General features: G+C 66.4%; 20 protein-coding genes. 18 read left to right on the top strand and 2 right to left on the bottom strand.

Annotated elements, in window-relative coordinates; translation table 11 throughout:
- Entirely contained in the window at positions 1-702 is a 702-nt protein-coding gene (locus QW863_RS04175) for an ABC transporter ATP-binding protein (RefSeq protein WP_231324716.1), read from the top strand.
- Positions 703-714: 12 nt separating this feature from the next.
- Here QW863_RS04175 and QW863_RS04170 read toward each other — a convergent pair whose 3' ends face one another.
- On the bottom strand, positions 715-1,794 hold the full coding sequence (locus QW863_RS04170) for an alcohol dehydrogenase catalytic domain-containing protein (protein WP_315711584.1): 1,080 nt from the start codon (positions 1,792-1,794) through the stop codon (positions 715-717).
- 140 nt (positions 1,795-1,934) lie between these two features.
- Here QW863_RS04170 and QW863_RS04165 point away from each other — a divergent pair, with 140 nt between their 5' ends.
- Both QW863_RS04165 and QW863_RS04160 read left to right on the top strand, forming a co-directional pair.
- Positions 1,935-2,708: a helix-turn-helix transcriptional regulator gene (locus QW863_RS04165; protein WP_315711585.1), complete on the top strand. Its 774-nt coding sequence runs from the start codon at positions 1,935-1,937 to the stop codon at positions 2,706-2,708.
- 442 nt (positions 2,709-3,150) lie between these two features.
- The gene (locus QW863_RS04160; protein ID WP_315711586.1) at positions 3,151-3,924 is read left to right on the top strand and encodes an outer membrane protein; all 774 of its coding nucleotides are present in this window, start codon (positions 3,151-3,153) and stop codon (positions 3,922-3,924) included.
- Positions 3,925-4,030: 106 nt separating this feature from the next.
- On the opposite strand, the gene QW863_RS04155 is transcribed toward QW863_RS04160, so the two are convergent.
- Complete coding sequence (locus tag QW863_RS04155; protein WP_315711587.1) at positions 4,031-4,366, bottom strand: DUF3551 domain-containing protein; 336 nt, start codon at positions 4,364-4,366, stop codon at positions 4,031-4,033.
- Positions 4,367-4,635: 269 nt separating this feature from the next.
- On the opposite strand from QW863_RS04155, the gene QW863_RS04150 reads away from it, so the two are divergent.
- The 15 genes from QW863_RS04150 to bamA all read left to right on the top strand — a co-directional run bounded on the left by QW863_RS04150 (position 4,636) and on the right by bamA (position 25,403).
- Positions 4,636-5,349: an outer membrane protein gene (locus QW863_RS04150; protein ID WP_315711588.1), complete on the top strand. Its 714-nt coding sequence runs from the start codon at positions 4,636-4,638 to the stop codon at positions 5,347-5,349.
- A gap of 463 nt (positions 5,350-5,812) precedes the next feature.
- On the top strand, positions 5,813-9,343 hold the full coding sequence (dnaE, locus tag QW863_RS04145) for a DNA polymerase III subunit alpha (protein WP_315711589.1): 3,531 nt from the start codon (positions 5,813-5,815) through the stop codon (positions 9,341-9,343).
- A 170-nt stretch (positions 9,344-9,513) separates the two neighbouring features.
- Positions 9,514-11,817: a caspase family protein gene (locus QW863_RS04140; RefSeq protein WP_315711590.1), complete on the top strand. Its 2,304-nt coding sequence runs from the start codon at positions 9,514-9,516 to the stop codon at positions 11,815-11,817.
- A gap of 182 nt (positions 11,818-11,999) precedes the next feature.
- Positions 12,000-13,292, top strand: a complete 1,293-nt coding sequence (locus QW863_RS04135) for a serine protease (protein ID WP_315711592.1) — start codon at positions 12,000-12,002, stop codon at positions 13,290-13,292.
- Positions 13,289-14,251, top strand: coding sequence for an FHA domain-containing protein (locus QW863_RS04130; protein ID WP_315711593.1), 963 nt, complete (start codon positions 13,289-13,291; stop codon positions 14,249-14,251). The genes QW863_RS04135 and QW863_RS04130 overlap by 4 nt, the downstream gene beginning before the upstream one ends.
- A 90-nt stretch (positions 14,252-14,341) precedes the next feature.
- Positions 14,342-14,863 carry a hypothetical protein gene (locus tag QW863_RS04125; RefSeq protein WP_315711595.1) on the top strand — a complete coding sequence of 174 codons (522 nt, stop codon included), beginning with the start codon at positions 14,342-14,344 and terminating at the stop codon, positions 14,861-14,863.
- A gap of 154 nt (positions 14,864-15,017) precedes the next feature.
- Positions 15,018-16,007 carry a 30S ribosomal protein S2 gene (locus QW863_RS04120; RefSeq protein ID WP_315711596.1) on the top strand — a complete coding sequence of 330 codons (990 nt, stop codon included), beginning with the start codon at positions 15,018-15,020 and terminating at the stop codon, positions 16,005-16,007.
- A 129-nt stretch (positions 16,008-16,136) separates the two neighbouring features.
- A complete protein-coding gene (gene tsf, locus QW863_RS04115; protein WP_315711597.1) occupies positions 16,137-17,060 on the top strand; it encodes a translation elongation factor Ts in 924 nt (307 codons plus the stop codon).
- 74 nt (positions 17,061-17,134) lie between these two features.
- Positions 17,135-17,851 (top strand): UMP kinase, encoded by a 717-nt coding sequence (gene pyrH / locus QW863_RS04110; protein ID WP_315711598.1) that lies wholly within the window; start codon positions 17,135-17,137, stop codon positions 17,849-17,851.
- 162 nt (positions 17,852-18,013) lie between these two features.
- Positions 18,014-18,577, top strand: a complete 564-nt coding sequence (gene frr, locus QW863_RS04105; protein WP_315711599.1) for a ribosome recycling factor — start codon at positions 18,014-18,016, stop codon at positions 18,575-18,577.
- A gap of 12 nt (positions 18,578-18,589) precedes the next feature.
- A complete protein-coding gene (locus tag QW863_RS04100) occupies positions 18,590-19,348 on the top strand; it encodes an isoprenyl transferase (RefSeq protein ID WP_315711600.1) in 759 nt (252 codons plus the stop codon).
- The gene (locus tag QW863_RS04095; RefSeq protein ID WP_315711601.1) at positions 19,345-20,232 is read left to right on the top strand and encodes a phosphatidate cytidylyltransferase; all 888 of its coding nucleotides are present in this window, start codon (positions 19,345-19,347) and stop codon (positions 20,230-20,232) included. The genes QW863_RS04100 and QW863_RS04095 overlap by 4 nt, the downstream gene beginning before the upstream one ends.
- A 41-nt stretch (positions 20,233-20,273) precedes the next feature.
- Entirely contained in the window at positions 20,274-21,497 is a 1,224-nt protein-coding gene (gene dxr / locus QW863_RS04090; protein ID WP_315711602.1) for a 1-deoxy-D-xylulose-5-phosphate reductoisomerase, read from the top strand.
- Between the two features lie 39 nt (positions 21,498-21,536).
- Positions 21,537-22,688, top strand: coding sequence for an RIP metalloprotease RseP (rseP, locus tag QW863_RS04085; protein ID WP_315711603.1), 1,152 nt, complete (start codon positions 21,537-21,539; stop codon positions 22,686-22,688).
- A gap of 174 nt (positions 22,689-22,862) precedes the next feature.
- Positions 22,863-25,403, top strand: a complete 2,541-nt coding sequence (bamA, locus tag QW863_RS04080; protein ID WP_315711604.1) for an outer membrane protein assembly factor BamA — start codon at positions 22,863-22,865, stop codon at positions 25,401-25,403.
- The last annotated feature ends 71 nt before the right edge of the window (positions 25,404-25,474 follow it).

Below are 25,474 nucleotides of genomic sequence, written 5' to 3'. Positions count from 1 at the left end.
ATGGACGAGCAGGGGGCCGAGGATGTGCCGGTCGTTTATCTCCACGAGATCAAGCGGCGGTACATGCAGGGTGAGCAGCAGCTGACCATTCTGGACGGCGCCAAGCTGGCGCTGTGGGCCGGTCAGTCGGTGGCGCTGGTGGCGCCGTCGGGCTCGGGCAAGTCGACATTGCTGCACATCGCGGGTCTCCTGGAGAGTCCCGATGAGGGCGAGGTCTATGTCGGGGGCGTGCCGACGTCGCAGTTGACCGACATCGAGCGCACCCAGATGCGCAGGACCGACATCGGTTTCGTCTACCAGTCGCACCGGCTGCTGCCGGAGTTCACGGCGCTGGAGAACGTGATGCTGCCGCAAATGATTCGCGGCTTGAAACGGTCCGAGACGGTGAAGCGGGCGACCGAGATCCTGGCTTATCTCGGGCTCGGCGAGCGCATCAAGCACCGCCCGGCCGAGCTCTCCGGCGGCGAGCAGCAACGCGTCGCGATCGCGCGTGCGGTCGCCAATGCGCCGCGTGCGCTGCTGGCGGACGAGCCGACCGGCAATCTCGATCCTGGCACCGCCGATCACGTCTTTCACGCGCTGATGCAGCTCGTGAAGGCCACGCGGGTCGCGATGCTGATCGCGACCCACAACATGGAGCTGGCCGGCCGCATGGACCGGCGCGTCTCCATCGTCGGCGGCAAGGTCGTCGAGCTCGACTGAGTCCGGCCGCAGTCAGGGCCTGATCACCGTCATCTTGAACGGCTCGCGATGGGCGGCGGCATGGGCGACCGCGTCGTTGGCATGATCGAGGTCGAAACAGGTCGGCTCGAACTGCGCGAGGTCGAGCAGTCCGGCCCTGATCAGTCCCACCATCTTCACTGTCGCTGTCGGCGGGCACATCCAAACGCCGCGGATGGTGATGCAGTCGCGCATGATCCAGGGATAGGGCAGCTCGAGCCCGGGGCCGCCGAGCATGCCGACTCCGCCCATCAACACCACGCGCCCATAGGGACGTACGGTCATCACGGCGGTCCGCACGACATTGGTCGTGACCGAGGGCGGCATGATGTCGAGCACGCAGTCGATCGGGCCGGGCGCGGCGCGCTTCATGCGCTCGGTGTCCTCGCTTTCATGGCCCGACAGCCTGACTGGATGGATGCGTGCGCCGAACCGGCGCTGGAGCTCGGCCAGCATGGCCTCGTTGCGACCGGGCGCCACGACCGCAGCGGCGCCCATGGCGAGCGCCACCGCGACTGCGGCGCTGCCGAACCTGCCGGTGGCGCCGCTGACCAGCACGGTCTCGCCCGCCTGCAGATTGGCGGCAAGAAAGCCGCCATAGGGCACGAGCAGGGTGCCGAGCGCGCACCACCGCGCCGCGTCGCGGGCATCGATGACACCGATGGGCTTGGCGTTCTCCGTTGGCAGCCGCATGCGCTCGGCGAACGAGCCGTGCCGGAAATGCCGTTGTAGCTTGAGCCCGCCCGGTCCGCGCGCGCTCAGGCCTTGCAGGGTTATGTCGGGGGCGAGCGCATTGTCACGTGAGCGCACCGTCGGATCGCAGAACACCCAGTCGCCAATCGCAAGATGCGTGGCATCGGGGCCGAGCGCGCTGACCCTGCCGATGCCGCTCGTTCCCGGGATGACCGGCAGTTCCAGCAGATATTTGCGTTCTCCGCTGAACACTTCATTCGCATAGGACAGCACGCCGGCTGCGGCGATGTCGACGATCACCTCGCCGGTGCCGAGCACGGGGTCTTCGACATGCTCGATCTCGAGCGGCGATCCAAATCGTTTGAGCACTGCGGCCTTCATGATCTTCTCCATTTTCGCGATGGCGAGGCACCAGTCTGCCGGTCTATCCTACGCGCAAGAAGGCCTGGTATTATCCTAGGATTGAAGAAGCCCAGGCTGGGCGCACCGCCATCGGGGGCGAACCATGAGTGATCTCGGAGATGAGTGATCCAAGACATGCCGAACTCGGAAACTTCCTGCGCTCGCGGCGCGAGAAGCTGACGCCGCAAGCGGTCGGCCTCGCGGCCGGGCGGCGGCGACGGACCGCCGGGCTGCGGCGGGAGGAAGTGGCCGAGCTCGCTGGCATCGGCGTCGACTGGTACATCCGAATCGAGCAGGGCCGTGCGGTGAAGCCGTCCTCATCCACCATCGATGCGCTGGCGCGCGCCCTGCGCCTGAGCCGGACCGAGCATGCTCATCTCAAGGCGCTGGTGCGCGATCCTGCGCGCAAGCCGTTCGTGCGCGAGCAGGTGCCGCCCCGACTGCGCGAACTCGTGCAGAGTCTGAACCAGCCGGCCTACATCTCCGGACGGCGATGGGACGTGCTGGCCTGGAATGCCGCGGCGGACGAGATCTTCGGCTTCTCGCAACTCGCCGACGATGAGCGCAACACGTTGGTGCTGATGCTGTGCAAGCCCGGCGTGCGCCGGCTGTTCGGCGCGCAATGGAAGGAGCTGGCGCAACGCATGGTCGCGCAGTTTCGCGCGACCTATGATCTGTGGGCGGGCGATCCCGCCTTCGTCGATCTGATCGCGCGGCTGCGGCGTGGCAGCCGCGAGTTCGATGGCTTGTGGGCGGCGCACGACGTCAATGCGCTTGCTGCGGGCGAGAAGCTGCTCGAGCATCCGAAGAAGGGCCGCGTGAGGCTGCGATACGCGACCTTCCAGTCCAACGACGATCCCGCGCTGAAGTTGGCGATCTACTACACGTCATGACGATGCCGCCCCGGACGAGCGTGCATTCCGCGTCGGCCGGGAAGCACCACACATTCGTCCGCTTTGCGCATGATGATGCTACGCATTCGCAAGACTCGTCGTGCTGCCCTGAAGAATTCACGACTGAGACGTGACAGGGGTCGTTCCGTGACCGAGAGTTTCCCGATCACGATTTTGCCGTCGCTCGCATTGTGGCCATGGATGGACGCCGGCCACGACTCCTCCTTACATCTTATTAGTTGTTTGTTCATGTTGCGGGCAAAGCCTTGAAAAACAGGCCTTTGCGCCCAATCCCATAAAAGCCGGAAAGAATGGTTCTGATCTGCACATCGGTTGATGTCGGCGGAGCGAATGCGGGTGGCATAGTCGCTTCGTCGCGCTGCATGTTTTTCGCACGGAACCAGGGGGCCTGGGGACTTTGGGACAGAAGCTACGGAGTTCGATGATGAAGACGCTTTTCGGCGCAACGGTGGGGCTCGGCGCAATCGCCGCGGCGACGTCTGCATTCGCAGCTGATCTTCCAATGAAGAAGGGGCCGTACACCAAGGCGCCGCCCGCCGTCGTGGCGACGGTGTATGACTGGAGCGGCTTCTATGTCGGCTTCAACGCCGGCGGAGGTTCCAGCCGGGATTGCTGGAATCTGGTTTCGAACGCCGGTGTGGCGGTGAACCCGGCAGCCAACCGCGAAGGCTGCTCGGGCGGCGGCGGCGCGGCCGTCGGCGGCCAGGTCGGCTACCGCTATCAGATGGCCAACTGGGTGTTCGGCGTCGAGGCGCAGGGCGACTGGGCGAACTTCAAAGGCACGAATCGCAACCTGATTCTTCCCAATGTCAGCGACCGTTCACGCACCAACGGCTTCGGCCTGTTCACCGGCCAGGTCGGCTATGCCTTCGACAACATTCTCGGCTATATCAAAGGCGGTGCCGCGGTCGTCGGCGATCGCTACGACACCTTCACCACGGGCACCAACGTGATGCTCGATCGCGCCAACACGACGCGTTGGGGCGGTACGATCGGTGCCGGCCTCGAATATGGCTTTGCGCCGAACTGGTCGGTCGGCGTCGAGTACGACCACATCTTCCTGGGCAACAAGAACCTGAACTTCGTCGCCGCGGCCGGCGCGCCCGCGATGACTCATCGCATCAAGCAGGATGTCGACATCGGGCTCGTGAAGCTGAACTACAAGTTCGGTCCGGGTTTCGGGATGATGCGCTGACGCAACGTCACCCTCGATTGCTCCGGTTCGTCGAAGCCGCGGCTTCGACGAACCTTCGATGGTATGGCCTGAGACGGCAGCTCGCTGCGTCGAAGGCGGGGACGGGTCAGTCCTCTTCGAACACGAACGGGTTGGGGAACGGCGCGTAGGGATTCGGCGCCGGCGGACGCGGCCTGATCCGCTGCCTGTGCGGATACGGATAGGGTGTCGCGCGCGGGTCATTGCTCACACCGGCGAAATAGGGGTTCGCGATGCAGTTCAGCAGGCGTCCCGACGCCGTCGCCTGGCATTGCGCGTAAGTGTCGAAGGTGCAGTGGCTCAAGCCCGGAAACTCATCACCCTGCAGACAGAACGCATGCCTGACACCGACGGCGTGAGCCGGCGCATGGGTTGCGACCACGAGGCCGGCTGCAGCCAGGGCCGCAAATAAAACCTCACGCATCAACGATCTCCCTTCATCCCTTGATGACCAGAACGCGCGCGCTTCATGGCGAAGCACCGGCGCGACGGCCCTCACGCGTGTGTAGTCGGTCGGCCCTCGATTGCAAGCTGGAAAGTTCCATCAACACACTGTGATTAAAGATTAATTTCCTAACATGTCTCTTGGCCTTTCAGCAGCGAGCTGTGACCGAGCGGCTACAGCAATTGTGGCGCAGATCGGTAAGAGGTGCGGCTGGCCTGGGGGCCAAATGAGACGAGACTGGACCTGTGATGAAGAAACTTCTGTTGACGACGACGGCGCTCGTGGTGCTGGCCTCGCCGGCGCTTGCCGCGGATCTCGCTGCGCGTCCCTACACGAAGGCACCGCCGCCTGTGATGGCTGCGATCTATGACTGGAGCGGCTTCTACATCGGCGTGAACGGTGGCGGCGGCTGGAGCGAGAACACCTGGGATCTGGTCGGCGGCGGCCGCGAGGGTTCGCATGATGCATCCGGCGGCACCGTCGGTGGCCAGGTCGGCTATCGCTGGCAGATGGGCCAGATCGTGTTCGGCGTCGAGGCGCAGGGCAACTGGGCCGACCTCACCGGCGACAATCAGAGCGCGCTGTTCGGAACGCGTAACCGCACCAAGACCGATGCGTTCGGCCTGTTCACCGGCCAGGTCGGCTACGCCATCAACAACGTGCTGCTCTACGCCAAGGGCGGCGCGGCCGTGACCAGCAACAAGTACACGATCACCAATGCGGCGACCGGCGCGTTCCTCGCCTCCAACGACGACACGCGCTGGGGCGGCGTGGTCGGTGCCGGCGTCGAATACGGCTTTGCGCCGAACTGGTCGCTGGGCGTCGAGTACGACCATCTGTTCATGGACCGCCAGACCGTCAGCTTCGGCGCGCTCGGCTCCGACAGCATCAAGCAGGACGTCGATCTGTTCACCGCCCGCCTGAACTACCGCTTCGGCGGCCCGGTCGCGACGCGGTACTGAGTCGATCCTCGCTCGATCGGCGGATTGGAAAGCCCCGGCGTTCGCGCCGGGGCTTTTTGTTTGCGGAGGCGGGTTAACCATTTGCTGTGCCGGCGCGGCGATGAGCCGATCAGCGCGCTTGACCTGAGAACAGAAAAGGAACATTGTTCTTCATATGTTCTGACTCAGGGAGGTCCCGATGCTGAAGGTTTTCGTTCAAGAAGCCGCCGCGCTGGCGTCGATCACGCTGTTCGTCGGCATGATCGCGCTCTGGGCGCAAATCATTCCACAGCTTTAGTTTTCCGAGCGCAGCGGCTGGGGACAAGGCAGGCGAGGGCGCCGGACTCGCCGGAGGTCGTCCGATATGATGCGGAGCGAGTCGGTCGGGGTCGGGGGCATGGCGGTTCATGACTTCGAGCCAAGCCCAAGGCTTGGCCCCGCACCGTGATCTCGGAACAAGCCCCAGGGAAGCTGCAAGGCGAGCATGTCCAGCGCCGGATTCGTCCATCTCCACGTCCATTCCGCCTATTCGCTGCTGAAGGGCTCGATCAAGATCGGCAAGCTCGGCGAACTCGCCAAGGCCGACCGCCAGCCGGCGCTGGCGCTGACCGACACCGACAACATGTTCGGTGCGCTCGAATTCTCCGACAAGATGGCGAGCTATGGCATCCAGCCGATTGCCGGCTGCGAGCTCGCCATCGATTTCGGCGACATGGACCCGAATGCCCGCAATGCCGGCGCGGTCGCGCAGCCCTCGCGAATCGTCCTGCTCGCCGCACGCGAGGAGGGCTACCGCCACCTGATGCGGCTGAACTCGCGCGCCTTCCTGGAGACGCCGACGCACCAGGCGCCGCACATCAAGTTCGAGTGGCTGAACGAGGGTGTCGATGGTCTGATCGCGCTCACGGGCGGGCCCGATGGGCCGATCTCGCTCGCGATCCAGCACGACATGGCGGCACTTGCGACGCAGCGCTGCGAGCGGCTGGCAAGCCTGTTCGGCGACCGCCTCTACATCGAGCTGCAGCGCCACGGCGTCGACCGCGAGCGCCGCGTCGAAGGCGGCCTGATCGATATCGCCTATGGCAAGGGCCTGCCGCTGGTCGCGACCAACGAGCCGTATTTCGCGACCGCCGACGACTACGAGGCGCATGATGCGCTGCTGTGCATCGCCGGCGGCCATCTGATCGCCGACACCGAGCGCGTGCAGCTGACGCCGGATCACCGCTTCAAGACCCGTGCCGAGATGGCGGTGCTGTTCGCCGACCTTCCGGAGGCCTTGGCCTCGACGGTCGAGATCGCCGAGCGCTGTTCGTACCGGCCGCGGACGCGCAAGCCGATCCTGCCGTTCTTCACGGTCGGCGCCGGCACCGGCAGCGATGCCGTGGACGCCGCCAGCGCCGAGGCCGCCGAGCTGAAGCGACAGGCGGAGGAGGGTCTGGAGCGGCGCCTCAAGGTGCACGGCATGGCGCCGGGCATGACCGAGGAGGACTATCAGAAGCGGCTCGCCTTTGAGCTCGACGTCATCATGCGCATGAAGTACGCGGGCTACTTCCTGATCGTGTCGGACTTCATCAAATGGGCCAAGGCGCACGGCATCCCGGTGGGACCGGGGCGCGGCTCCGGTGCAGGCTCGCTGGTCGCCTGGGTCTTGACCATCACCGACCTCGACCCGATGCGGTTCGCGCTGCTGTTCGAGCGCTTCCTCAATCCCGAGCGCGTCTCGATGCCGGACTTCGACATCGACTTCTGCCAGGACCGCCGCGGCGAGGTGATCTCCTACGTGCAGCAGCGCTACGGCCGCGACCAGGTGGCGCAGATCATCACCTTCGGCACGCTGCAGGCGCGCGGCGTGCTGCGCGACGTCGGCCGCGTGCTGCAGATGCCCTACGGGCAGGTCGACAAGCTCACCAAGCTGGTGCCGCAGAATCCGGCCGCGCCGGTGACGCTCGCCGCCGCGATCGAGGGCGAGCCGAAGCTGCAGGCCTTCCGCGACGAGGACCCGGTGGTGGCGCGCGCCTTCGACATCGCGATGCGCCTCGAAGGCCTGACGCGGCATGCCTCGACCCACGCCGCCGGCATCGTCATCGGCGACCGGCCGCTGAGCGAGCTGGTGCCGATGTATCGCGATCCAAAATCGGACATGCCGGTCACCCAGTTCAACATGAAGTGGGTCGAGCCCGCCGGCCTCGTCAAGTTCGACTTCCTCGGCCTGAAGACGCTGACCGTGCTCGACGTCGCCGTGAAGCTTCTGAAGCAGCGCGACGTCCACGTCGATCTCGCGACCCTGCCGATCGACGACGCGCCGAGCTATCAGATGCTGGCGCGGGGCGACGTGGTCGGCGTGTTCCAGGTTGAAAGCCAGGGCATGCGGCGGGCGCTGATCGACATGCGCCCGGACCGCTTCGAGGACATCATCGCGCTGGTGGCGCTGTATCGTCCCGGTCCGATGGCCAACATTCCGACCTACTGCGCCCGCAAGCACGGCGAGGAGGAGCCGGAATATCTGCACCCGATCCTGGAGCCGATCCTGAAGGAGACCTTCGGCGTCATCATCTACCAGGAGCAGGTGATGCAGGTCGCGCAGCAGATGTCCGGCTATTCGCTCGGCGAAGCCGATCTCCTGCGGCGCGCCATGGGCAAGAAGATCCGCGCCGAGATGGACAAGCAGCGCGTCCGCTTCGTCGAAGGCGCCGTCAAGAACGGCGTGCCGAAGGACCAGGCCGACACGATCTTCGACCTGCTCGCCAAATTCGCCGACTACGGCTTCAACAAGTCGCACGCGGCCGCCTATGCGCTGGTGTCCTACCACACCGCCTACATGAAGGCGCATTATCCGGTGGAGTTCATCGCGGCGTCGATGACGCTCGATCTCAACAACACCGACAAGCTCTCGGAATTTCGTGCCGAGGCGCAGCGCCTCGGCATCAAGGTCGAGCCGCCGTCGATCAACCGCTCGGGGCCGACCTTCGAGGTCAGCGGCAACACCATCTTCTACGCGCTCGCGGCGTTGAAGGGCGTCGGCCCGCAGGCGATCGAGATGATCGTCGAGGCCCGCAACAAGGGCGGCCCGTTCACCTCGCTCGCCGACTTCGCCTCTCGCGTCAATCCGCGCGCGATCAACAAGCGCATCATCGAGACGTTGGCGGCGGCCGGTGCGTTCGACGTGCTCGACAAGAACCGCGCGCGGGTGTTCGCCGGCGCGGACGCGATCGTCGCCGCCTGCCAGCGCGCGCACGAGGCCGCCACCTCCGGCCAGAACGACATGTTCGGCAACGCCGCCGATGCGCCCGCGATCATCCTGCCGAACATCGAGAACTGGCTGCCGGCCGAGCGTCTGCGGCGCGAATATGATGCGATCGGCTTCTTCCTGTCGGGCCATCCGCTCGACGACTACGCGGCGGCGCTGAAGCGCCTGCGCGTGCAGAGCTGGGCCGAGTTTTCGCGTGCGGTGAAGACCGGCGCGACCGCGGGCAAGGTTGCCGCCACCGTGGTGTCGCGCATGGAGCGGCGCACCAAGACCGGCAACAAGATGGGCATCATGGGTCTGTCGGATCCGACCGGCCATTTCGAGGCCGTGCTGTTCTCTGAGGGCCTCGCACAATATCGCGACGTGCTCGAGCCGGGCGCGGCGGTGCTGCTGCAGCTCGGCGCCGAGCTGCAGGGCGAGGATGTCCGCGCGCGGGTGCTGCATGCCGAGCCGCTCGATGATGCCGCCGCCAAGACGCAGCGCGGATTGCGCATCTTCCTGCGCGACACCAAGCCGCTCGATTCCATCGTCAAGCGCCTGCAGGGGCCGGAAGGTGCCGCGGTCAATGGCAACGGGGCGATCGCCAAGAGCGCCGCGCCGCCGTTGGCGCCCCGCACCGCAGCAGGCGAAGGCGAGGTGTCGCTGGTCATGATGCTGGACCTCGAAACCGAGGTCGAGATGAAACTGCCGGGGCGCTTCAAGGTTTCGCCACAAATCGCAGGTGCCATCAAGGCGGTGACCGGCGTGGTCGACGTGCAGCAGCTGTAATCGAGGCGATCGTTCCGCTGGAGCGGCTGCGTTCGGCGATCTTGCTGGTCGAACGGGGGGACGAGGAACAAAAAAGCTGCGCGTGGGCTGTACGGACATGCCTCCGTTCAACCGCGGTTCAGCCATTCTCCCGCTGAATCCGCGGCGGGTGCCTCGAAGGGGCTTGAACCATGCGCTTGACCAAGATCACCGCGAAGATCGTCCTGAGTGTCTCGCTCTGCCTGCTCGCCTTGGCGGCCTTGCCGCGGCTTGCCGCAGCGCAGCAGCCCGGCGCCGAAAAGCGTATCGCTCTGGTGATCGGCAACGGGGCCTATGCCAAGGGCCCGCTGGCGACGGCGGCCAACGACGCCGGCCTGATCGCGCAGACGCTGCAGGCCGCGGGCTTCGATGTGGTCGGCGCGCGCGATCTCGATGCCGACACGCTGCGCAAGAGCTTTCGCGATTTCATTCACAAGGCCCAGTCAGCCGACACCAACACCGTCGCGATGGTCTATCTGGCCGGCTACGGCATGCAGCTCGCCGGCGAGAACTATTTTCTTCCCGTCGACGCCAACATCGGCAGCGACGTCGACATTCCGACCGAAGGCCTGCGCCTCAGCGACTACATCCGCCAGCTTGCGGCGACGCCGGTGAAGGCCAGCGTCGTGGTGCTCGATGCCGCCCGCCAGCAGCCCTTCATCGCCAGCGGTCCGGCGATCGCCGGCGGCCTGGCGCTGGTTGAGCCCGATGCCAACATGCTGATCGCCTTCAATGCGGCGCCGGGCACGATCGCGCCGAACGAGACCGGCGCCTACGGCGTCTACGCGCGCTCGCTCGCGGAGATGATCCGCACCGGCGGCCTGTCGCTGCCGGAGGTGTTCGACCGGCTGCGGCTGCGCGTCAACGAGGAGACCAAGGGCGCGCAGGTGCCGTGGGATGCGCAGAAGATCCAGGCCGCCTTCACCTTCTTCGAGCGGGCGCCGGACGCGCCCGCCACGCCGGATTCGCCGGAGCAGACCGCGGCGCTGCGCTCGCGCCCGATCCGCGAGCTGCCGGTGCAGGAGGCCTATGCCGCGGCGCTGGAGCGCGACACGCTGCAGGGCTATGAGGATTTCATCGCCGCCTATCCGAGCGACCCGCTGGCGCGGCGCGTGCGCGCCCTCGTCGCCGCTCGCCGCGAGGCGCTGACCTGGCGACGGACGTTTCGCACCGACAGCCCGGAGGCCTATTGGTCCTACCTGAAGCGCTATCCCTATGGCGCGCATGCCGAGGACGCCCGGCGGCGGCTGGCGATGTTGTCGGCACAGCCGGCGCCGCCGCCGACCTTCGCGATGATCGAATATGACGTGCCGCCGCCGCCGCTCGACGAGGTGATCTATGTCGAACGTCCGGTGCTGCTGTTCTCGGATCCCGAATTCGATTTCGTGCCGCCGCCCCCGCCGCCGGTCTACATCCTGCCGCCGCCTCTGCCGGAGTTCGTGGAGCTGCCGCCGCCGTTCGCTCCGGTCGGCCTGTTCATCCTGCCGCGGCCGGTGTTCGTGCCGATCCCGGTCTATGTCCGGCCGCCGGCTTTCGTTGCCCCGCCGCCGAACAACATCATCTACCAGAACATCCACAACCCGACCGTCATCAACACCGTGATCAATCGTCCGGCGCCGCCGGCCGCGCCGATCACTGCCGGCCCCGCGGCCGTGACGACGCCGGCCGTGGCGGTGGCACCGGCCTTGCCGCCGGCCGTCGCGCAGCGCGCCACGCTGATCCAGCAGGGCAAGGTCCCGCCGCCGGGAGGACCGCTCACCAATCCCACGGTCCGGCCCGGTGCAGCACCGGCCATTCAGGCCAACGCTCCGCCGGGCGGACCCTCGCCGGCCATGACGGGACCCGGGCAGGGGCATGCCAATGTCAATCCGCTGCCGGTGCCCGGTCGCGGTGGTCCGCCGGTGCCACCATCGGTTCAGGCTCCTAGTCTGCGCCAGCCGGCACCGGCATCGCCCTCTGCCGCGCTGCCACCGCCCGCGCGCCAGGATCTGCGCGCGAACCGCACGCCGCCGGGCGCAGTCGTGCCGCAGCCCGCAAGGCCATCGGTGACGCCGTCCCGTCCGGTCATGCCGTCAGCCGTTCCGCGCGGGCCTGAGGTGAGCCCGCGCATTCAGCAGGCGACGCCACCGCAGATCCAGCGCCGCCCGCCGCCACCACCGGCGACGGCGCGTCTGAGCCCGCCACCGGCGCCGCCACGACCGCCGGTTGCACCGATGGTTCGGGCGGCTCCGCCACCTCGGCCGGCGCCACCGCCGCCGCAAGTCATGCGTCCGTCCGCTCCGCCACCGATGGCGCGTCCTGCGCCTCCACCGCAGATGGCGCGTCCCAGTCCGCCGCCGATGGCCGCCGTGGCCCGGCCGGCGCCGCCGCCGATGGCGCGGCCCGCGCCGCCGCCGCCACGTCCGGCGGCCCCGCCGCCGGGCAAGAGATGTCCGCCGAACGTCCCGCATTGCTGAGCCGCGGCGCGTTGGCCTGAGGTCGGCGCGGTTGCAACATCGGCCTGTTTTCGATATGGCCGGACCGCCGGACTGATCGATCGTGGGCGCAGGACGTCGACGGCCGACGACGTGTTGCGGGGGCATCAGTGATATCAGCGTTTGTCGGGACCTTGCGCACGCTGTCTTTGCGAAGCTCAATCATGGCCGCGCTTTGCGGCGTCGGTATCGCCGGCCTGCCATCGCCAAGCGATGCGCAAGCGCTGCCGGGCGCCGAAGCCGTCTATGCCTCGGCGCCGCCGCGCCTGCTCCAGATCCGCACGCTCGTGGCCGATGCCGGCCGCCAGACCTCGACCGGATCCGGCTTTCTGGTCTCCGCCGACGGGCTCGCGGTCACGAACTATCACGTTGTGTCGGATGCAGCACTCGAGCCGAAGACGTACCGGCTCGAATATACGGGAGCCGATGGCACGCAGGGCGGCGTCACGTTGCTCGCTGTCGACCTGCCCAACGATCTCGCGCTCGTTCGCGTCGACAAGCAGAACGCGCCGTTCTTTTCGTTCGACAAGGCCGCGCTCGACGGCAGCCTGCCGAAAGGCGAGCGGCTCTATTCGCTCGGCAACCCGCTCGACCTCGGCTTCACCATCATCGAGGGAACGTATAACGGTCTCGTCGAGCACAGCTACAACGATCACATCCATTTCACCGGCGCGCTCAATCCCGGCATGAGCGGCGGGCCCGCGGTCAATGCGCAAGGCCAGGTGGTCGGCATCAACGTCGCCACGCGCCGCGGCGGCCAGCTCATCAGCTTCCTGGTGCCCGCCCGCTTCGCGGCCGCGCTCCTGGCGCGCGGCCAGGACGCCAGGCCGGCCGCGGCCGATCTGCGCAAGGACGTGATCGCGCAGCTTACGAGCTGGCGTGGAGCGCTCTACAAGTCGCTGGGCGAGGAGGGCTTCCGCGATCGGGTGTTCGGGTCCTATCAGGCGCCGGAGACGCGCGCGGGCTGGTTCGAATGCTGGGCGAGCACCAATGTCAGCGCATCGCCGAAGCCGCGCGCCAGCATCAATTCGACCAGTTGCAAGGCCGAGGCCAGCGTCTATGTCGCCTCCGACCTCAACACCGGCGTGGTGGAGGTCAGCCACTCCTACGCGAAATCGATCGACCTCAATCAATTCCAGTTCGCGACCGTGCTGACGCAGCTGGCGCAGCCGCGACTCACCCAGGGCGGTTCTTTTCGCAAATGGTACACGCCGCAGCATTGCCATGCCGATTTCGTCGGCGTGACGCCGGCGGCCGCTCATCCGTCGCTACGCGTGCTGTGGTGTGCGCAGGGCTATCGCGAGTTCGACGGCCTCTATGACGTCGTGCTGGTCGCGGTGACGCAGGACCATGCCGACGAGGCGCTGGTGTCGCGGCTGAACCTGCAGGCGATCGCCTATGACGACGCCTTGCGCCTCGGCAAGAGCTTCCTCGAACGCCTGCAGGTCGCACGATGATCTGGATCGAGATCCTCTCCAAGCATCGCGACGTCGCCGGCCGCTTCCGCGTCGATGCCGCCGAGATCAGCATCGGCCGCGGCTACGACAATCACGTCATCCTCGACGATCCCTATGTCGCCGCGCGCCATGTGCGAATTTTCCGCGACGGCGAGGGGCGCCTGGTCGCCGAGGATCTCGGCAGCGCCAATGGCCTCTTTCTCGATCGCGGCAAGAGCCGGAAGCCGCAGCTCGTCCTCGACGGCGCCAAGCCGATCCGGATCGGCCAGACGCTGCTTCGGATCCGCGACGCCGGCCATGCCGTCGAGCCGGAGCGGCTCGCGGGCTCCGAACGCGGGGCGCTGCCGATCATCGCCGCGATCGCCCTCGGTGTCGTCCTGCTCGCGATCAACGCGGTGATGACCTGGTTTGCGCAGACCTCCGAGGCGCATCTGTCCGATTATCTTGTGCCGACCGTCACGATGATCGGGGTGGTCGTCGCATGGGTTGGCGTCTGGGCGCTGCTGGCGCGGCTGTTTTCCGGCCGCTCGCATTTTCTGCGCCACCTCCTGATCGCGCAGGCGGGTCTGATTGCGTTCTGGGTCTACAGCGAGTTCGCCCAGATTGCCTCGTTCGCCCTGACCTGGAGCGCTGTCTTCACCTACGGCTACGTCGTTTCGTGGATCGTTCTCGCCGCGACCTGCTTGCTGCATCTGCGTGAGGTCGGACGCACCCATATGCTCGCCAAGGGCCTGGTGGTCGGCCTTTTGCTGGTGGTCGCGATCGCGATCCAGACCGTGCAGCGGTCGGAGGCGTTGGCGAATTCCGGCCGTCCCAATGTCAGCCACGTGCTGATGCCGCCGTCCCTGCGCCTGGTCCCGGTGCAGGACGAGCAGACCTTCTTCGAAGACGCCGCGCGGCTGAGGGCGAAGCTCGATGCCGACCGCGCCGCGCTGGCCCCGGCCGGTGTGGAGCGCTGATCACAGTTCCACTGTCTTTGCTCCCGGAGGTTGAAAGTTCCCTGGTTCCCGTCATAGCCTCGAACCCCGGGTTTCTACGGGGAGGGGGCAATGAACAGGCGAGCGCTGCTGGGATTGGGAGCGGCATTTCTGGTATCAGGATGCCTGACAGGCAAGGAAGGCACCGAATACGCTGTGGTGTCACAGAAGATCGGGGCACCGCGTGCCGGGCAGTCCCGCATCATCATCATGAGCTTGAAGGATGCCTGGCTGGACCGGACCACGTGCGACGCCAAGGTCGACGGCGTCGCGCTGAGTCGCCTGATCCCCGGAACCTATGTCTACGTCGACCGTCCGGCCGGTCCGCACCACCTCGTCGCCACCCAGACCCTGTTCCCAGGCGACTCGGTGCTCGATTTCAACACCGAGCCGGGGCGGACCTATTTCTTCTCGATCAGGCCCAGTGATCGGTCCAGGGCCATGCAGGGCGGCGGCATGGCGTTCGGCCTGCTCGGCATGGGCGTCATGGCCGCGGCCTCGTCGGGCGCTGACAACAAGGGCCCGGTCGACTTCGTTCCGCTGCAGGAGGGGCAGGCCCGGACGGCGATGGTCGAGCTTCTGCAGGCCGAATGAGCCCATTTTCCTTGCGTTGCGCCAAAATCCGGCTATATAGCGCGCCATCTCACACGGAAACTTGGCTCTCCTAGAGGGCGTCCGGTGGCAAGCCGGGCCTTGACGGCCCGTTTTTGCTCACGCGTTTCCGGAGGAATCAACCGGAGAATATCCAATGGCGCTGCCTGAATTCACGATGCGTCAGCTGCTCGAAGCTGGCGTGCACTTTGGTCACCAGTCTCACCGCTGGAATCCGAAAATGGCCGATTTCATTTTCGGAGCCCGCAACAACATCCACATCATCGATCTCGCCCAGACCGTGCCGCTGCTGCACACGGCGCTGCAGGCCGTCAGCGACACCGTCGCCAAGGGCGGCCGCATCCTGTTCGTCGGCACCAAGCGCCAGGCGCAGGACAACGTGGCCGATGCAGCCAAGCGCTGCGCGCAGTATTTCGTCAATTCGCGCTGGCTCGGCGGCACGCTGACCAACTGGAAGACGATCTCGGCCTCGATCAAGCGCCTGCGTCATCTCGACGAGGTGCTGTCCTCGGGCGAAGCCAACTCCTACACCAAGAAGGAGCGGCTGACCCTGCAGCGCGAGCGCGACAAGCTCGACCGCTCGCTCGGCGGCATCAAGGACATGGGCGGTCTGCCCGACATGATCTTCGTGATCGACACCAACAAGGAAGACATCGCGATCCAGGAGGCCCAGCGCCTCAAGATCCCGGTGGCCGCGATTGTCGACACCAATTGCGATCCGAAGGGCATCACCTATGTCGTGCCCGGCAATGACGACGCCGGCCGCGCCATTTCGCTGTACTGCGACCTGATCGCGCGGGCCGCCATCGACGGCATCTCGCGCGCGCAGGGCGAGCTCGGGATCGACGTCGGCGCCTCGGCGGCTCCGCTCGAGGAAGATCTTCCGGCTGCGTCCACTTCGACGTTCCAGGGTCTGCCTGGTCCGCGCGGCACCGCCGATGATCTCAAGAAGCTCACCGGCGTGTCCGGTGCGATCGAGAAGAAGCTCAACGACCTCGGCATCTTCCACTACTGGCAGCTCGCCGAGCTCAACCACGACACCGCGCACCAGATCGGCGAAGAAGTCGGTCTCCCGAGCCGGGCCGATGCCTGGGTCGCGCAGGCCAAGTCGCTCGCCGACGCGTAAGACGACACAACACCATTCTGGCCGGCGTCTCACGCCGGCCATCGCGACTGAGATAGGTTTTTCCTGGCAGCGGGCGGCGACGAGCCATCCGCTGCGTCGCGCTTTGGACAGGCAAAAGGACGTTCAACGATGGCTAATATCACCGCAGCGATGGTGAAGGACCTGCGCGAGTCGACCGGCGCGGGCATGATGGACTGCAAGGCCGCGCTCACCGAGAACGGCGGCGACATGCAGGCCGCGCAGGATTGGCTGCGCAAGAAGGGCCTGTCGAAGGCCGCCAAGAAGGCCGGTCGCGTTGCGGCCGAGGGCCTGATCGGCGCGCTGACCTCCGGCAAGAAGGGCGTGGTCGTCGAGGTCAATTCCGAGACCGACTTCGTCGCCCGCAACGAGCACTTCCAGGGTTTGGTCAAGATGATTGCCCAGGTCGCGCTCGACGTCGGGGCCGACGTGGAGAAGATCAAGGCCGCCAAGGTGGGCAGCATCACGGTCGAGGCCGCGATTGCCGATTCGATCGCCACCATCGGTGAGAACCAGACGCTGCGGCGTGCGGCTTCGCTCGAAGTGAGCCAAGGCGTCGTGTCGAGCTACGTCCATGGCGCCGTCATCGAGGGTGCCGGCAAGCTCGGCGTGATCGTGGCGCTGGAGTCGCCCGGTAAGACCGACGAGCTCGCCGTGCTCGGCCGTCAGCTCGCGATGCACGTCGCCGCGGCCAATCCGCAGGCGATCGATGCGGCGGGTCTCGATCCGGAGCTCGTCAAGCGCGAGAAGGACGTGCTCGCCGACAAGTATCGTCAGCAGGGCAAGCCGGAAAACGTGATCGAGAAGATCGTCGAGTCCGGTCTGAAGACCTACTACAAGGAAGTCACCCTGCTCGAGCAGGCCTTCATCCACGACAGCGGCAAGTCGGTCGCGCAGGCGCTGAAGGAAGCCGAAGGCAAGGTCGGCGGTCCGATCAAGGTTGCCGGTTTCGTCCGCTATGCCCTCGGTGAGGGTATCGAGAAGGAAGAGACCGACTTCGCTGCCGAAGTCGCCGCCGCCAGCGGCAAGAAGTAACGACTGAGCACAGTCACGATCCGGCGCGGCGTTCGCGCCGGATCTCAACGCGCGGGATAGGAGAGCATTGGCACATGGCTGAGCCGGTCTATCGTCGCGTCGTGGTCAAGCTGTCCGGCGAATATCTCGCGGGCCCTCATTCCTTCGGCATCGACCAGCCGACCGTCGACCGCATCGCCGATGACCTCATCGCGGCCCAGAAGCTCGGCGTCGAGATCGCCGTCGTGGTCGGCGGCGGCAACATGGTGCGCGGCGTCGAGGTGTCGTCGCAGGGCGTGTCGCGTCCGACCGGCGACACCATGGGCATGCTCGCCACCGTCATGAACTGCCTGGCGCTGGAAGCCGCCATCCAGCGCAAGGGCACCCCGGCGCAGGCGCTCTCCGCTTTCGTCATGCCGGAGGTGTGCGAGCTGTTCACCCGCGCTGCGGCGCACAAGTCGCTGGCCGAAGGACGCATCGTCGTGCTCGGGGGCGGCACCGGCAATCCCTATTTCACGACCGATACCACAGCGGTCTTGCGGGCGGCCGAGATCGGTGCCCAGGCCGTGCTCAAGGCCACCAATGTCGATGGCGTCTATAGCGCCGATCCCAAGAAGGATCCGGCCGCCAAGCGCTTCGACCGGCTGACCCATTCACAGGCCATCGAGGGCGGCTACAAGGTCATGGACGCGACCGCATTCGCCCTTGCCCGGGAAACGTCGCTGCCTATCATTGTGTTCTCCATTGCCGAACCGGGCTCGATCGGCGCGATGCTGCAGGGCGAAGGGCGCGGCACCATCGTCGCGGGGTGAGCCGCGGCACCGTCGGCCGCCGGTGTTGGACCGATCCCGAGCCTGCGGTAGAAGCGTAAGCGAGACAGGAATTCATCCGGGAGTCGCCCGAGTCCGGCCGCAGGCATTTCAAGGCCTGGCAGAGCCGGCCGCAACGCCCCGGATTGCAGAAAGGAAAGCGTGATGAGCACGGGCAATTTCGACCTCAACGAACTGAAGCGCCGCATGCAGGGCGCGACCCAGGCGCTGAAGCACGAGCTCGGCGGCCTGCGCACCGGCCGCGCCTCGGCATCGATGGTGGAGCCGGTCCAGGTCGAGGCCTATGGCTCGCACATGCCGCTCAACCAGCTCGCGACCGTCTCCGTGCCCGAGCCGCGCCTGCTCTCGGTGCAGGTCTGGGACCGCTCCATGGTCAAGGCCGTCGAGAAGGCGATCGTCGATTCCAACCTCGGCCTGTCGCCGGCGACCGAAGGCCAGGTGATCCGTCTGCGCATTCCCGAGCTCAACCAGGAGCGGCGCAAGGAGCTGGTCAAGGTCGCGCATAAATATGCGGAAGCTGCCCGTGTCGCCGTCCGCCATGTCCGCCGCGACGGTCTCGATACCCTCAAGAAGCTCGAGAAGAATCACGAGATGTCCGAGGACGATCAGGAGCGTCTCGCTGCCGACGTGCAGAAGGCGACCGACAGCGTGATCTCGGAGATCGACCAGCTGCTGGCGGCGAAGGAAAAGGAAATCCTCACCGTCTGAAGGATGCGCTTGATGTCCAATGCCGCGGCCCCGATGACGGAGGCGCCGGACCGGTCCGACGGACCGGCCCATGTTGCCATCATCATGGATGGCAACGGCCGCTGGGCTGCGGCCCGCGGGCTGCCGCGCGCGGAAGGGCATCGCCGTGGCGTCGAGGCGTTGCGCCGCGTGGTGCGCGCCTCGCATGAGCTCGGCATTCGCTATCTCACCATCTTCTCGTTCTCGTCCGAGAACTGGTCGCGTCCGGCAAGCGAGATCGGCGACCTGTTTGGGCTGCTGCGCCGCTTCATCCGCAACGATCTCGCAACGCTGCATCGCGACGGCGTGCGTGTCAGGGTGATCGGCGAGCGCGACGGGCTCGAGCCCGACATCTGCGCGCTCCTCAGCGAGGCCGAGGATCTGACCCGGGGCAACACCAAGCTCACGCTCGTGGTCGCCTTCAACTACGGCTCGCGCCAGGAGATCGCGCGCGCGGCGCAGCATCTGGCCCGCGAGGTCGCCGAGGGCCGGCGCGATCCGGCTTCGATCGATGCCGATGCGATCGGCGCTCATCTCGATGCGCCCGATATTCCCGATCCCGATCTCATCATCCGCACCAGCGGCGAGCAGCGGCTGTCCAACTTCCTGATGTGGCAGGCGGCCTATAGCGAGCTGGTGTTCGTGCCCATCCATTGGCCCGACTTCGACAAGGCCGCGCTGGAGGGCGCGATCGCCGAGTTCGGCCGGCGTGAACGCCGCTTCGGCGGTCTCGTGGCGAAAACCGCCTCGTGACCAAACCGGATACCGCAGCCGTGAGAGACGCCGCCAACGCCGCGCAGCGCAATGATCCCGCGCCGCCGAAAAAGGCTGCAACCAGCAATCTGGTGATGCGGGTTGCGGCGGCGCTGGTGCTGGTGCCGCTGGCGCTCGGCGCCGCCTATGCCGGCGGCGTATTCTGGACCGCACTGGTCACGGTGGTCGCGGTCGGCCTGTATCTCGAATGGCTGATGGTGGTGGGCGAGGTTCGCACGGCCAGCGTCGGCACGGCCGGCGCACTGGCCGTCGGCGTTGCCGGCCTTTGCTGCGCTTATGGCCTGATCGACTTCGCCGTCGTCGTGCTTGGGCTCGGCCTCGTCGCGGTCACTGCGCTCGCTGCGGGACGTCGCGCCTGGGTGGCCGCCGGCTTCGTCTATGCTTCGGCCGCCGAGCTCGGCTCGGTGCTGGTGCGCCTTGATGCCGCCGAGGGATGGCATGCGCTGGTGCTGGTGTTTCTGGTCGTATGGGCCAGCGACATCGGCGGCTACGTGGCGGGCCGCAGCATCGGCGGGCCGAAGCTCGCGCCGCGGATCAGCCCGAACAAGACCTGGGCCGGCGCCGTCGGCGGCTTCGCCGCCAGCCTCGTCGCCGCGGCCGCCTGGTCGATGGCCGGCGCCGGCGGCCTGATGGCGATGCTCATGCTCGCCGCGGCGCTGTCGGTGGTCTCGCAGCTCGGCGACCTGCTCGAATCTGCGGTGAAGCGGCAGTTCGGGGTCAAGGACTCCAGTCACATCATTCCCGGCCATGGCGGCCTGTTGGATCGCCTGGACGGCTATGTCGCGGCGATCGTCGTCGCTGCGTTGCTCGGTTTGCTGCGCGGCGGCCTCGATGGCGTCGGCCGCGGTCTTCTGGTTTGGTGACCGGCAGCGCGGCTGGCCGGTCGAGATTGTTTGGTGAGAACATGAGCGCAGTGCCATTGCGGAACAACAAGGCCGGTCTCGCGGAGGTGCGCAGCGTCACCGTGCTCGGCGCCACCGGCTCGATCGGCGATTCGACCATGGACCTCGTGCGCGGCGCGCCGGAGCGCTACCGCGTCGAGGCGCTGACCGGCAACAGCAACGTCCAGGGCCTGGTGAAGCTGGCCCGGGAGTTCAACCCGCGCTTCGTGGCGGTGGCCGATCCGGCCGGCCTCGACGAGCTGCGCGACGCGCTGGCGGGCACCGGGATCGAATGCGGAGCAGGGGAGAGCGCCATCATCGAGGCGGCAGCCCGTCCCGCCGACTGGGTCATGGCCGCCGTCTCCGGTGCCGCCGGCCTCAAGCCGGCGCTCGCCGCGGTGGACCGCGGCGCGACCGTGGCGCTCGCCAACAAGGAATGCCTGGTCTGTGCCGGCGATTTCTTCATGGAGCGGGCCGCGCGGGCTGGCGCCTGCATCCTGCCGGCCGATTCGGAGCACAACGCGCTGTTCCAGGCGCTGTCCTCGGGCAATCGCGAGGAACTGGTGCGGGTGATCATCACCGCCTCCGGTGGCCCGTTCCGCACCTGGGCGCCGGCCGATATCGAGCAGGCGACCTTGGCCCAGGCGCTGAAACATCCGAACTGGAGCATGGGCCAGAAGATCACGATCGATTCGGCGTCGATGATGAACAAGGGCCTCGAGGTGATCGAGGCGTCCTACCTGTTCGCGCTGTCGCCCGACGAGATCGACGTCCTGGTGCACCCGCAGTCCATCGTCCACGGCATGGTCGAGTTCTCCGACCGTTCGGTGGTGGCGCAGCTCGGCGCGCCGGACATGCGGATTCCGATCGCCCACTGCCTCGGCTGGCCGGAGCGCATCAAGGGTCCGTCGGCCCGACTCGATCTCGCCAAGATCGGCACGCTGACCTTCGAGGCCCCGGACTTCGAGCGGTTCCCCGGTCTGCGGCTGGCGTACGATTCGCTGCGCACCGGGCGCGGCGCGACGACGGTGTTCAACGCGGCCAACGAGGTCGCCGTCGCGGCCTTCATCGCTGGTCACATCCGGTTCGGTGCGATCGCCCGGCTGGTCGAGGCGACCCTCGAGGACTGGACGCGTTCGGGTAATCTGGCACCGTTGACCTCGGCGGACGACGCCATCGCCATTGACCATGACGCGCGAAAAAGGGCCTCCGGCCTCTTGCCTCAAATCGCCGCAAAAGCATCTTAAAGGGTTGGACGGGCCACTGGCCCATCGGGAAGGTCATCGATGTCGGAATTTTTCCACCATATCTTCAATACGTTGAGTCACGGCCTTCTCGGCTACATCGTCCCGTTCCTGTTCGTGCTGACGATCGTGGTGTTCTTCCACGAACTCGGCCATTTCCTGATCGCGCGCTGGGCCGGCGTGAAGGTGTTGACGTTTTCGCTCGGATTTGGCCCAGAACTGATCGGTTTCAACGACCGCCACGACACCCGCTGGAAGATCTCGGCGATCCCGCTCGGCGGCTACGTGAAGTTCTTCGGCGACGAATCCGAGGCATCGACGCCGTCGGCCGAGGCGCTCGCCAAGATGACGGCCGAGGAGCGGGCCGACAGCTTCCACCACAAGACCGTCGGTCAGCGCGCTGCGATCGTCGCGGCCGGCCCGATCGCCAATTTCATCCTCGCGGTCATCATCTTCGCCGGCATGGCGCTGTATTTCGGCAAGCCGAACACGACCCCGCGGGTCGATGCCGTCCAGCCGGACAGCGTCGCGGCCCAGGCCGGCTTCAAGGACGGTGACGTCGTCGCCGCCATCGACGGCCGGGCGATCGAGACCTTCGCCGACATGCAGCGCGTCGTCTCGGTCAGCGCCGGCACCGAATTGTCCTTCCTGATCAAGCGGGACGGGGCGGAACTCACCCTGAAGGCGACGCCGGCGCTCAAGGAGGTCAAGGACCTGTTCGGCAACAGCCACCGGATCGGCGTGCTCGGCATCCAGTACAACGCCAAGCCGGACGAATCGCGGTCGATCCCGGTCGGGTTCCTCGAGTCGATCAAGATCGGTTTCGAGCAGGTCTGGTTCATCATCTCCACGACCTTCAAGTTCATCGCCTCGCTGTTCGCGGGCGCCGGGAGCGCCGGCGACGTCGGCGGTCCGATCCGAATCGCACAACTCTCGGGACAGGCAGCCAGCCTCGGCTTCCAGTTCGTTGTGCAACTGTGCGCGACGCTGTCGGTCTCGATCGGGCTCCTGAACCTGTTCCCGGTTCCGCTGCTCGATGGCGGACACCTGTTGTTCTATGGGGTCGAGGCCGTCCGCGGCCGGCCGCTGTCGGAGCGGGCGCAGGAGATGGGGTTCCGAATCGGCCTCGGGCTGGTCCTCATGCTCATGGTCTTTGCAACCTATAACGATATCCTTCACCTCGCCGGGTCCTGAGCGCGGCTTTTTTACGACGTGGCCGTTGGGCAACGTTTTGAAACGAATTTGAAAATTCAGAGAGATCCGGCGTTTGCCGCCGGGTCCAAATTGGCTACAAGCGAACGACAAATGGGAATCTGTCGGGTTCGTAGGGGTACGGAACCGGCAACGGAATATAAGGGCGCGTAGCGCATGAAGTTCGGATTGCGGGTGCGGGGGGGCTTGGCGGCCGCCTTTATCATGTTCGCCGGCCCGGTGGCTTTGCCGCTGGCGAGCGTGGTTCTTTCGTCGCCAGCTGCGGCTCAGACGGTCAACTCGATCGAAGTGGTCGGTAACCGCCGCGTCGAGCTGGAGACCATCCGATCGTACTTCAAGCCGGGCCCCGGCGGGACGCTCGACGCCGGCCGGGTCGATGACGGCCTCAAGGCGCTGATCGAGACCGGCCTGTTCTCCGACGTGAAGATCAACCGCCAGGGCGGGCGCCTGATCGTCACGGTCGTCGAGAACCCGGTGATCGGCCGCGTCGCGTTCGAGGGCAACAAGAAGGTCAAGGACGAGCAGCTCCAGGCGGAAGTGCAGTCGAAGCCGCGCGGCACGCTGTCGCGCCCGATGGTGCAGTCCGACGCCCAGCGCATCGCGGAGATCTATCGCCGCTCGGGCCGTTACGACGTGCGCGTCACGCCGGAAATGATCGAGCAGCCGAACAACCGCGTCGACCTGATCTTCACGATCGAGGAAGGCGCGAAGACCGGCGTGAAGTCGATCGAGTTCGTCGGCAACAACGCCTTCTCGTCCTATCGCCTCAAGGACGTCATCAAGACCCGCGAGACCAACCTCCTGAGCTTCCTCGGCTCGGGCGACGTCTACGATCCGGACCGTGTCGAGGCCGACCGCGACCTGATTCGCCGCTTCTACCTGAAGAACGGCTATGCCGACGTGCAGGTCGTGGCTGCGCTCAGCGAGTACGATCCGGAGCGCAAGGGCTTCCTCGTGACCTTCAAGATCGAGGAAGGCCAGCAGTACCGGGTCGGTTCGGTCGACTTCCAGTCGTCGATCGCGACGCTCGACGCCACCACGCTGCGCGGATATTCGCGCGTCAGCGTCGGCTCGCTCTACAACGTCGAGAACATCGAGAAGTCGGTCGAGGAGATGCAGATCGAGGCCTCGCGGCGCGGCTACGCGTTCGCGGTGGTCCGTCCGCGCGGCGATCGCAACTTCGAGGCTCATACGGTGTCGGTCGTGTTCGCCATCGACGAGGGCCCGCGCACCTATATCGAGCGCATCAACATCCGCGGCAACACCCGCACCCGTGACTACGTCATTCGCCGCGAGTTCGACATCTCCGAGGGCGACGCCTACAACCGCGCCCTGGTGGACCGTGCCGAGCGCCGCCTGAAGAACCTCGACTTCTTCAAGGACGTGAAGATCGTCACCGAGCCGGGCTCTTCGAGCGACCGCGTGGTCCTGAACGTCAACCTGGAAGAGAAGTCGACCGGTGACTTCTCGATCTCCGGCGGTTATTCGACCACGGACGGTGCGCTCGCCGAGGTCTCGATCTCCGAGCGCAACTTCCTCGGCCGCGGCCTGTTCGCCAAGGCGTCGGTGACCTACGGACAGTTCGCCCGCGGCTACTCGCTGTCGTTCGTCGAGCCCTATCTGCTCGACTACCGGGTCGCGCTGGGCCTCGACCTGTACCAGCGCCAGCAGCTCGCCAACAACTTCATCTCCTACGGCACCAAGACGCTCGGCTTCAGCCCGCGCCTCGGCTTCCAGTTGCGGGAAGACCTGTCGCTGCAGCTGCGCTACTCGATCTATCGCCAGGAGATCTCGCTGCCGGCGACGCTGTCGGACTGTAACAACGTCGCGGCCGGCACCCTGATCGGCAACCGCTTCGTGCCGTTCAATCCGACGCCGGCGTTCATCAATGCGAATGGTCTCGCCGATCCGAACGGCGGTCTCGGCTGCTTTGCCAATGGCGAGGCCTCGCTGCCGGTCCGCCAGGAGCTGGCGAACGGCGCGACGCTGACCTCGGCACTCGGCTACACGCTGAACTACAACACGCTCGACAACAACAAGAACCCGACCGACGGCCTGCTGGTCGACTTCAAGCAGGACTTCGCGGGTGTCGGCGGCGATGTGTCGTACCTGAAGACCGCGTTCGATGCGAAGTACTTCACCCCGCTGGTGTCGGACATCGTCAGCATCGTCCACCTCCAGGGCGGCATCCTGAACAAGATCGGCAATACGCAGCTGCGCATGCTCGATCACTTCCAGATGGGTCCGAACCTGGTTCGCGGCTTCGCTCCGAACGGCATTGGTCCGCGCGATATCAATCCATTCGGCACGCAGGACGCGCTGGGCGGCACCAAGTACTGGGGCGCTTCGCTCGAACTGCAGATGCCGTTCTGGTTCCTGCCCAAGGAGACGGGCCTGAAGGGTGCCGTTTACGCCGACGCTGGCGGCCTGTGGGGCTATCAGGGTCCGACGTCCTGGGCTGCGACGGGCGAGGTTAATACCCCCGGCTGTATCAAGCCGACGCGCAACCCGAACAACGCCGGCACCTGCCTTGGTCTGCAGTTCGATGACCAGAACAAGGTCCGGACCTCGGTCGGCGTGGGTCTGGTGTGGGCGTCGCCGTTCGGTCCGCTGCGCTTCGACTACGCGATCCCGCTCACCAAGGGTCAGTTCGACCGGACGCAGGAATTCCGGTTCGGCGGCGGTACATCGTTCTGAGCCTGGGCCGATCGAATCCGGGTTGGCATCGACCAACCTCGCCGGTGTAAGAAATGGGAGCTCGGTTCCGG

Origin of the sequence: Bradyrhizobium sp. SZCCHNR1017, assembly GCF_032381375.1 — a bacterium.
GTDB lineage: Bacteria > Pseudomonadota > Alphaproteobacteria > Rhizobiales > Xanthobacteraceae > Bradyrhizobium.
Note: the sequence above shows the minus strand (reverse complement) of the source record. Positions and strands in the feature narration are given on the sequence as shown.

Excerpts from the sequence above, each read along its gene's own strand:
- QW863_RS04140 (WP_315711590.1), top strand. The coding sequence starts at position 9,514 with ATGCGCTTGACCAAGATCACCGCGAAGATCGTCCTGAGTGTCTCGCTC.
- tsf (WP_315711597.1), top strand. The coding sequence starts at position 16,137 with ATGGCTAATATCACCGCAGCGATGGTGAAGGACCTGCGCGAGTCGACC.
- QW863_RS04130 (WP_315711593.1), top strand. The coding sequence starts at position 13,289 with ATGATCTGGATCGAGATCCTCTCCAAGCATCGCGACGTCGCCGGCCGC.
- QW863_RS04125 (WP_315711595.1), top strand. The coding sequence starts at position 14,342 with ATGAACAGGCGAGCGCTGCTGGGATTGGGAGCGGCATTTCTGGTATCA.
- QW863_RS04170 (WP_315711584.1), bottom strand. The coding sequence starts at position 1,794 with ATGAAGGCCGCAGTGCTCAAACGATTTGGATCGCCGCTCGAGATCGAG.
- QW863_RS04120 (WP_315711596.1), top strand. The coding sequence starts at position 15,018 with ATGGCGCTGCCTGAATTCACGATGCGTCAGCTGCTCGAAGCTGGCGTG.
- QW863_RS04135 (WP_315711592.1), top strand. The coding sequence starts at position 12,000 with ATGGCCGCGCTTTGCGGCGTCGGTATCGCCGGCCTGCCATCGCCAAGC.
- QW863_RS04100 (WP_315711600.1), top strand. The coding sequence starts at position 18,590 with ATGTCCAATGCCGCGGCCCCGATGACGGAGGCGCCGGACCGGTCCGAC.
- QW863_RS04160 (WP_315711586.1), top strand. The coding sequence starts at position 3,151 with ATGATGAAGACGCTTTTCGGCGCAACGGTGGGGCTCGGCGCAATCGCC.
- rseP (WP_315711603.1), top strand. The coding sequence starts at position 21,537 with ATGTCGGAATTTTTCCACCATATCTTCAATACGTTGAGTCACGGCCTT.
- dxr (WP_315711602.1), top strand. The coding sequence starts at position 20,274 with ATGAGCGCAGTGCCATTGCGGAACAACAAGGCCGGTCTCGCGGAGGTG.
- pyrH (WP_315711598.1), top strand. The coding sequence starts at position 17,135 with ATGGCTGAGCCGGTCTATCGTCGCGTCGTGGTCAAGCTGTCCGGCGAA.
- QW863_RS04165 (WP_315711585.1), top strand. The coding sequence starts at position 1,935 with ATGAGTGATCCAAGACATGCCGAACTCGGAAACTTCCTGCGCTCGCGG.
- bamA (WP_315711604.1), top strand. The coding sequence starts at position 22,863 with ATGAAGTTCGGATTGCGGGTGCGGGGGGGCTTGGCGGCCGCCTTTATC.
- QW863_RS04155 (WP_315711587.1), bottom strand. The coding sequence starts at position 4,366 with ATGCGTGAGGTTTTATTTGCGGCCCTGGCTGCAGCCGGCCTCGTGGTC.
- QW863_RS04175 (WP_231324716.1), top strand. The coding sequence starts at position 1 with ATGGACGAGCAGGGGGCCGAGGATGTGCCGGTCGTTTATCTCCACGAG.
- QW863_RS04150 (WP_315711588.1), top strand. The coding sequence starts at position 4,636 with ATGAAGAAACTTCTGTTGACGACGACGGCGCTCGTGGTGCTGGCCTCG.
- frr (WP_315711599.1), top strand. The coding sequence starts at position 18,014 with ATGAGCACGGGCAATTTCGACCTCAACGAACTGAAGCGCCGCATGCAG.
- dnaE (WP_315711589.1), top strand. The coding sequence starts at position 5,813 with ATGTCCAGCGCCGGATTCGTCCATCTCCACGTCCATTCCGCCTATTCG.